The following is a 7,069-nucleotide window of genomic DNA, read 5'->3' as shown; positions in this document are numbered from 1 at the left end:
GCATGAAATGCGTCCCGGTGGGAGCGGGCTTACTCGCGAATACGGTATGTCAGATAAATTGATCGCGACTGACACTGCGAATTCGCGAGCAAGCCCGCTCCCACATTGGAACATCAATGAGGGCGAAACTGGCTCGGCGCCACCCCGCTCCAGCGCACGAACGCATGGCGGAAACTCGCGGTCTCGCTGAAGCCCAGGGTCTCGGCGATGCGGTAGATCGGCAGTTGATCCTCACACAGCATCTGCTTGGCCCGCTCGAAGCGCAGTTCGTCGAGCAGTTCCTGATAACTGCTGCCCATGTCCTTCAAATGGCGGCGCAAGGTGCGCGGCGAGCACTTCATTTGCTGGGCCAGCCCCTCCAGCCCCGGTGCTGCATTGAGCTGGGCACTGAGCAACTGGCGAATCCGCCCCAGCCACGCCTGACGTCCGGTGAACTCGATGTTCTGTTTGCGGCAGCGGTCGGCCATGGCCTGGTGGGTGATGCTGTCGGCCAAAGGCAACGGCTGATCGAGCCAGCGCCGGTCAAAGGCGAAAGCATTGTCCTTGGCGCCGAAGTGCAGAGGGCTGTTGAAGTGCTCAGCGTAGCTGTCGCGGTAATCCGGCGCGGCATGTTCAAAACGTGTCGCCAGTAGCGGCAGCGGATGCCCAAGCAAATCGTCGCAGATGACCTTCAATGACACCAGGCAGAACTCCGCGTTGAACACCGCCATCGACGGGCTCTCGCGGTAATCGGCGGCGACGAACCAGACCCGCTCGCCGTCGTCTTCCAGGCTCAGTTCGAAAAGTGTTCCCAGCAGCGCCGGATAGCGAATCGCCAGGCGCAAAGCGTCACCTAAGGTGGCACTGGTGAGCAGGGCGTAACCGAGGATGCCGTAGCAGGAAACGTGCATCCGTCGGCCCAGTTCCAGGCCGATGTCATGCTTGAGCGCGACCGCATTGGCGCAGACCTGCATTTCCTGATTGGTGGTGATGCGTGTGTCGGCACGGGCCAGATCCGCCGCACTGATGCCGCTGCCGGCCAGCAGCGCTTCGCTCGACAGGCCTTCGGTCTTGAAGGTGTTGAGTACCAGTGAGACGGCATTGAGCGTCGTGAGGTGGGAGTGGAGCATGAGGCGGCATCCGCTGGTTTTTGGCAAAAGAGGCAGCAAGTAGCGTGCCGTGCACGACGCCCACAGGCAGGGGCGACGTCGTGCACGGTCATCAGCGTATGCCTTAGCTCGCGCTGAAAAACAGCTGTCGGGCCTGCTCCACGCCGATCATGCTGCGGTAGTACGCCAGCCGTTCGGCCCGGCTCAACCCGCGAGTGCTGTCGGCATCGGATCCCAGTTGCCGCTCCGCGGGGGTTTTCAAACGTGCAGAGAGGAAGGCCTTGTCCGGCACCCATGAGGTGGAGTACAGAAAATGCGCGTACCACAGCACCTTGCGCGTGGTCTGGTCAGTGATGCTGTATTCGTCCAGGTAGAGCGCCTTGCCGCCCTTGAGGCGGCGTCGACTGACAGTTTTTGCAATACGGATGCTGTCATTGGTCTGAAGCCAGGCGACACCTGATGGTGTGGGTGATTGTGCCCTGGTCATCATCGACATGGCGGTTTTGGCCTGCTGATATAGGCTGTCGACGGCATCGCTCAGCGCCTTGTTCAGCACCGCAGCCGAGCGCTGGCTGCTGTCCGTGGCGTTGCTGTCGGTCAGGGCCTGTTCAATGGCCGCGCTGACGTGTTCCAGTTGCAGGGCGTGCTGGTGAAACAGGTACTCGATACCGACCGCCGAGCGTCCGGCCTGCTTCATGAGTTCGTTCATGCGCAGGGTGAACGCCGGCAGGCCGTCGAGCAGGTCCTGCCCCTTGTTCAGGCTGGTTTCGAGCGCTGGCGTCGGCGTCGGCAAGGCAGTGCTGATACGTTCGACCCACACCCCGGGAGTTTTTTGATGAAAGGTCGAGATGACCTTGTCCGTGAGCGGTGACTTGATGTCGACCAGGTCGGTTTCCAGGCCCTGTACCGTCAGGCGCGGCTCGCCGATCAGCACGCCGTTGTAGCGGGTGCGGATGAACTTCTTTTTCGGCCTTGGCGGTTGCACGGGGAGCGCCGGGCGGCTGCGCAGGGTGTCGCGCTCTTCGAGCAACAGCACCAGGTTGTGGCGGGCGCTGCGGTTGAATTGCTCGAGCTGTTGGCGAAGGTTTGTCAGCGGTGCCTCTTGCACACTGTCAGCGAACGCGGACTTGAAGTCTGCCAGGCGCTCGTCGAGTACGTTGAATTGTTCGATCAGATCGTTGAGGCAGTCGATGCGTTCGTCGAGCCGGGAAACGCTGCGCTCCTCAAGGGTGTCGCGCAGCGCTTGAACGGCGATATCGGCGGTATCGACAATCTGGTCGAGACTGAGCCAGGCATCCGCGGCGGTCGCTACCGAGTGTTCGGGCAGGCAGACATTGCGCGCCAGTGTCACCTGCAGTGCCTTGAGATCCTCGATCGAGTACGCCGGGAGTGCCTTGCGGGTCAGTTGAATCAAGCGCAAGCCGTCTCTCTCGAACTCTTTGAGTTGCACCAATTGTGCCTGGATCTGCTCCAGACGCGTGATCATGTCCAGATTGAGCTCAAGCATCTGCCGCGTTTCGGCAATATGCCGGTTCTGGGGCTGTTCAGCCTGTTCTTCGAGATGATTGAGTACGCTGCGCAATGTCGGCGTGAACAGGGTCAGCGCTTCGCGAATCCCTGCATGGATGAGTTCGAGCTGCGCCTTCAGGTAGCTCAGGGATCTCTGTTGGTAGTCAGCCGTTGGCGAGAATACATGCAACGCCTTGAGATCGCTCAACGCCTGGGCATAAGCGACGCGTTGCCTGTCCAGAGACTGTAGAAAGAGCTGGCGGTGGGCCGCAGCGGTCTGAGCGGTGGCAGCGTTCATTGCCTGGCGGACCTGTTCCAGCTCGCCTTGCGCTGCCGCCTTACGGCTTTCGAAGGCGGTCAGGCGGGTGCGCAGTTTTTCCGCTTCGATGCGGCGTTGTGCTTCAGCCAGCTGTGTCAGGCCGGCCGAGCCGCCACCGCGCAGACGCAGTCGGGTATCGACGAACCAATCGCCACGCAGATTGCCGATCAAGGCTGGGCCGGTACGGGTTGGATCCTGCGGATCGATGATCATGACGGTACCGTTTTCGTCCACCGCGACCTCGAACCAGTCATGGCCCACCGGGGCGTACCATTTGCTGTTGTAGCTGTAGAGATTGCGATAGAGCCCTGGCGTGGTGTTGGCGCTACCCAGACGTTGCGGGCGAAGGATTTTGAAGTGGGACAGCACGGTGCCCAGACTTGCGGGCGTGCGATTCGCGGCGCCGCTGATATTCAGGGTTTGCTGCAGGTCAGCGGTTTCATGGGGAGCACTTTTTTCCAGTTGTTGCACGGTGATTTCAGTGGTCGTGGGGTCAGGGTTTTTCGGTGTTTCGCGTGCCGCTGTCTCATGGGCCAGCCGTGGTCGGGAGCGACCTGCGATGTGCAACGTGATCGCTATCCCCAGATTGAGCAACACCTCGGTGAACGCTGACCATTGCGCGGAAGAGTCATCCTGCTCCCGGGCTTCCTTCAGGGCTTGCAGTTGCTCCATCACCTGCCAGATCCACGTCGCGACACCCACCGTGCGTCCGAGGAACGGCAAGACGGCATTGAACAGGGTCCATCCGGCCTGTTTGAAACTGGCCCAGCGACTTTCCGCATTTGACACCGACTGGCGGTCGGCCAGCTCGACCAGCGCCGACGCGTTGGCTTTGTACAGAGCGCCTGGCAGATCGCCCTCCACGGTCTTTCTACCGAGGCTGATCGGCCCACTCATGACCCTCATTTTTTCCGCATCCACCAGAAACTCGGTGACGGCCCAGGGGGAGGGCAACGTGCCTGGAAACACATAGTTGGCGTAGTCGCTGCGCACGCGGTCCGGGAGCCAGGCGAGCACCGAGTCACGCAGACTGGCGGATTGCTGGATGGCGTACAGCAAGTTGCTGGGGGAAGGGTATTGGGTCAACGGCTGGTCGAGCATCGGCCGATACAGCAGGCACGGCCCGGCGCTCGGGTCCTCAGGACCGATCACGAACATGTTGGCGACTTCGTCATGGCTGCCGTCTGTTCTGCGTTGAGGTACTAAAGCCAGAGGCCGCATGACGATGGTCTGGTCCTCGACCATGCGATGGTTGCTGTCGGGATCCAGCACCGCGACGACATAGCGGTAACCGCGTGCGTCGATACCGGCCTTGCCGCGAATTTTCGATTGCAGGGCCAGCAGCGGCAACTGGATGCGCAAGTGTTGAGTGAACAGTGCTTGTCGCCCGGCGGAAGCTGGCGTGGTGTCGACCAACTGACGCTTGATCAGCGCCGGGTAGGTCGTACCGATATCCGCGCGAGTTACCAGGTCTTCCAGATAGCTTACGGTCAGCCATGTGGGCAATGGCTTGCCACGGGTGGAGTGCAGGGTCTTGTTGCCTACCGGCACTGCAATCAGATTCTGCAAGGCCAGATCGGTGACGCTGAAATTGTAAGTCTCGATTTTTCCCGGAACAGTAAAGGTGCCCCAGATCACCGGACTTTTGACCCGCAACTGGATCGACTCCAGAGCTGTTTCAAGATCGGTACGCTGCGCATCGGCGTGCGCGCGAAGGGTCTCGGCATGCAAGGCGTTCATTTCGCTCAGCGCGTATTCGCTGATTGGCAGGATGCCATCCAGATAGGACTTGCCGGTGTTCTGGTTATGCAGTGCAGCCAGATCCTTCAAGTGCCGGGAATAGTTGTTCAGATCCGGCAGTGATGCAGCAATGAGCCAGTCAGGCAAGGCATTCTGAAACCAGCTCAATGGCGGGCCGGGCTTTTTCGCCGTGGCGTCGACTTCGGGGGTGGCCGTGGACAATGGCTTGTCGAGCGGGGCAGGTGTGGCAGGAGAAAAATCCAGCGCGCCGATCACATCGATCTGAATCGAGACCAGTGCACACGCCTGATAATCGAAGATGCTGCCCGAGGGTTCCAGCAATCGCCAGTTCAACTGCTGGTACGGCTGAAGATTGCCCACGTGCGCAGGCAAGGATTTGCCCAGGTCATCAAGAGAGTCGAACTTCTGATAACCCTTGAGCAGTGAATGGGCGAGGATGACCGTCTTTCCCTGTTGTGTGCCGATCAGCACGGCCATCGATACTTCGTTCAGATGCTTTACGGTTGTGCCATCGATCAGATCAATGGCGATCAGGCAGGCGCTGTTCTGGTCATCGATTTTCCTGCCGGCCAGACCGGCAGTGCGATACAGCGCGCGGGCCATTGCGCAGTCACTCTCGCTCCAGCCTTGTACCTGATTGACGTTCCAGATCTCGCGCAGGGTGTTCGACAATGTATGCCAACGCGGGCCGTTGCTGTCGTCGGCGTTGTTCCAGTACGCCAGCTGTTGCTCCTGAAACGCCGTGAGCATGACCGGTGCCAGCAGGTTGAGCAGGCTGGCGATTTCGTCGATCCGTACCGGCAGGTGGACGGCCGGATCGCTGATCGGTTGTTGCGTCAGAAAGTGTTCACCTTCGATATACAGCGTCGGCGTGCCCTGCACGACCTGGGCGGCGAGGATTTCGGTCAAGGCCTGGTAGGTCGGATTTCCGGCAACGATCTGTTCGTCGACGATGGACCATTGCGGCGTGCCGATCATGGTAATGCTCGGCTCCAGATCAAGCGTGGGGTACAGCTTGCGCAAATGTTCGCGCAACAGCACGGCGGCCACGTCGCGCAAGTCGGGGCCGACACTCAATTGGGTGATCAGGGCTTCGGTGGGATTTGTGCCGGCAGCCGTCTGCCGGGTGGAGCTTGTGGTTGCTGAACTCATCGTGCGTCCCTGCGTTCTGGTGATGGAGGCGATCCCGAGGACAAGTCTCGGGATCGCTCCATGCTAGGGAGGCACGATGCAGCGTGGGTGGTAGATATGTAGGGCGTCGGACTATCGCCGGCGCCGGACCAGGCTCAGCGCAATTCGCCACACAGGTCGAGTTCGATCAGACGCCGCACTTCGGCGTTGTCCAGACCCGCACCGAGCAAGCCGTGCAGCTTGCCGAACGCCGCTTCTCGGGTCATGCCGCCACCGGACAACACGCCAACGCCGCGCAAACGGCTGCCGGCTTCATACACATCCAGCTCGACCCCGCCTTCATGGCACTGCGTGACCGCAACCACCACCACACCGTTGTCCCGTGCGCGGCCGAGGCTGGCAAGGAACTCGGGATTGTCGCTCGGTCCGGTGCCGCTGCCGTAGCACTCCAGCACCAGACCTTTGATACCGCTGGCCAGCAGGCCATCAACCACCTCGGCGCCGATGCCGGGGAACAGTGGCAGCACAGCAACCTTGGCCAGTTGTTTCGGCTGGTTGTAGTTCAGTGCGGCCGGAATCGACGGCGCTTTCACCCCGCCGCCCTGACGCTCCAGGCGCTTGAACGGATGCCGGCCGAAGCTGCGCACTTTCGCGCAACGGGTCGGCGCCAGCAGCTCGCCGTGGAAGTACAGGTGCACGCCCGGCGCCAGACCCTGGCCCAAAGCAACCAGCGCGCCACCGAGGTTTTCCCAGGCATCGCTGTCGGTGACGCCGGCCGGTAGCATCGAGCCGGTGAAACACACCCGGGCATGCAGGCCGAGCAACTGGAAACTCATCGCCGCAGCGCTGTAGGCCAGGGTGTCGGTGCCATGCAGGATCAGTACGCTGTCGCAGCCTTGCACGTCCACCGCATCGACCACCGCTTCGCGCAGTTGCTGCCAGTAGGCCGGGGTCATGTTGGCGCTGTCGATCAGCGGCGACATTTCCCGGAAGCGCCATTGCGGCACCACCAGTTCGGGCTGGCTGTGCAGGTACTCGCGCATGCGGGCTTCGAAACCGGACGCCGGGGCCAGACCGTTGGCACTGGCCTGCATGCCGATGGTGCCACCGGTGTAGAGCACCATGACGTGTTGGGCGGCGGGGAAGGTGTTGGCAATCATCTGAGGGTCTCCACAAGAGATGACATTGTAGGAGTGAGCCTGCTCGCGATAGCGGTTCATCATTCAACATTAATGTTGGCTGAAAGACAGCTATCGCGAGC

3 protein-coding genes are annotated in these 7,069 nt (G+C 61.2%); all 3 read right to left on the bottom strand.

Going from position 1 to position 7,069, the window contains the following annotated elements; genetic code table 11:
- Nucleotides 1-113: 113 nt before the first annotated feature.
- Entirely contained in the window at nucleotides 114-1,109 is a 996-nt protein-coding gene (locus QMX91_RS27285) for an AraC family transcriptional regulator (RefSeq protein ID WP_027610360.1), read from the bottom strand.
- Between the two features lie 103 nt (nucleotides 1,110-1,212).
- Complete coding sequence (locus tag QMX91_RS27280; RefSeq protein WP_282413657.1) at nucleotides 1,213-5,829, bottom strand: hypothetical protein; 4,617 nt, start codon at nucleotides 5,827-5,829, stop codon at nucleotides 1,213-1,215.
- Between the two features lie 134 nt (nucleotides 5,830-5,963).
- Nucleotides 5,964-6,968 carry an asparaginase gene (locus tag QMX91_RS27275; protein ID WP_134785021.1) on the bottom strand — a complete coding sequence of 335 codons (1,005 nt, stop codon included), beginning with the start codon at nucleotides 6,966-6,968 and terminating at the stop codon, nucleotides 5,964-5,966.
- Nucleotides 6,969-7,069: the final 101 nt, after the last annotated feature.

The sequence above is a fragment of the Pseudomonas sp. PS01299 genome (genome assembly GCF_029960145.1).
Lineage (GTDB): Bacteria > Pseudomonadota > Gammaproteobacteria > Pseudomonadales > Pseudomonadaceae > Aquipseudomonas > Aquipseudomonas putida_A.
The sequence above is the reverse complement of the archived record's forward strand: the minus strand, read 5'-3'. Positions and strand labels throughout refer to the sequence as shown.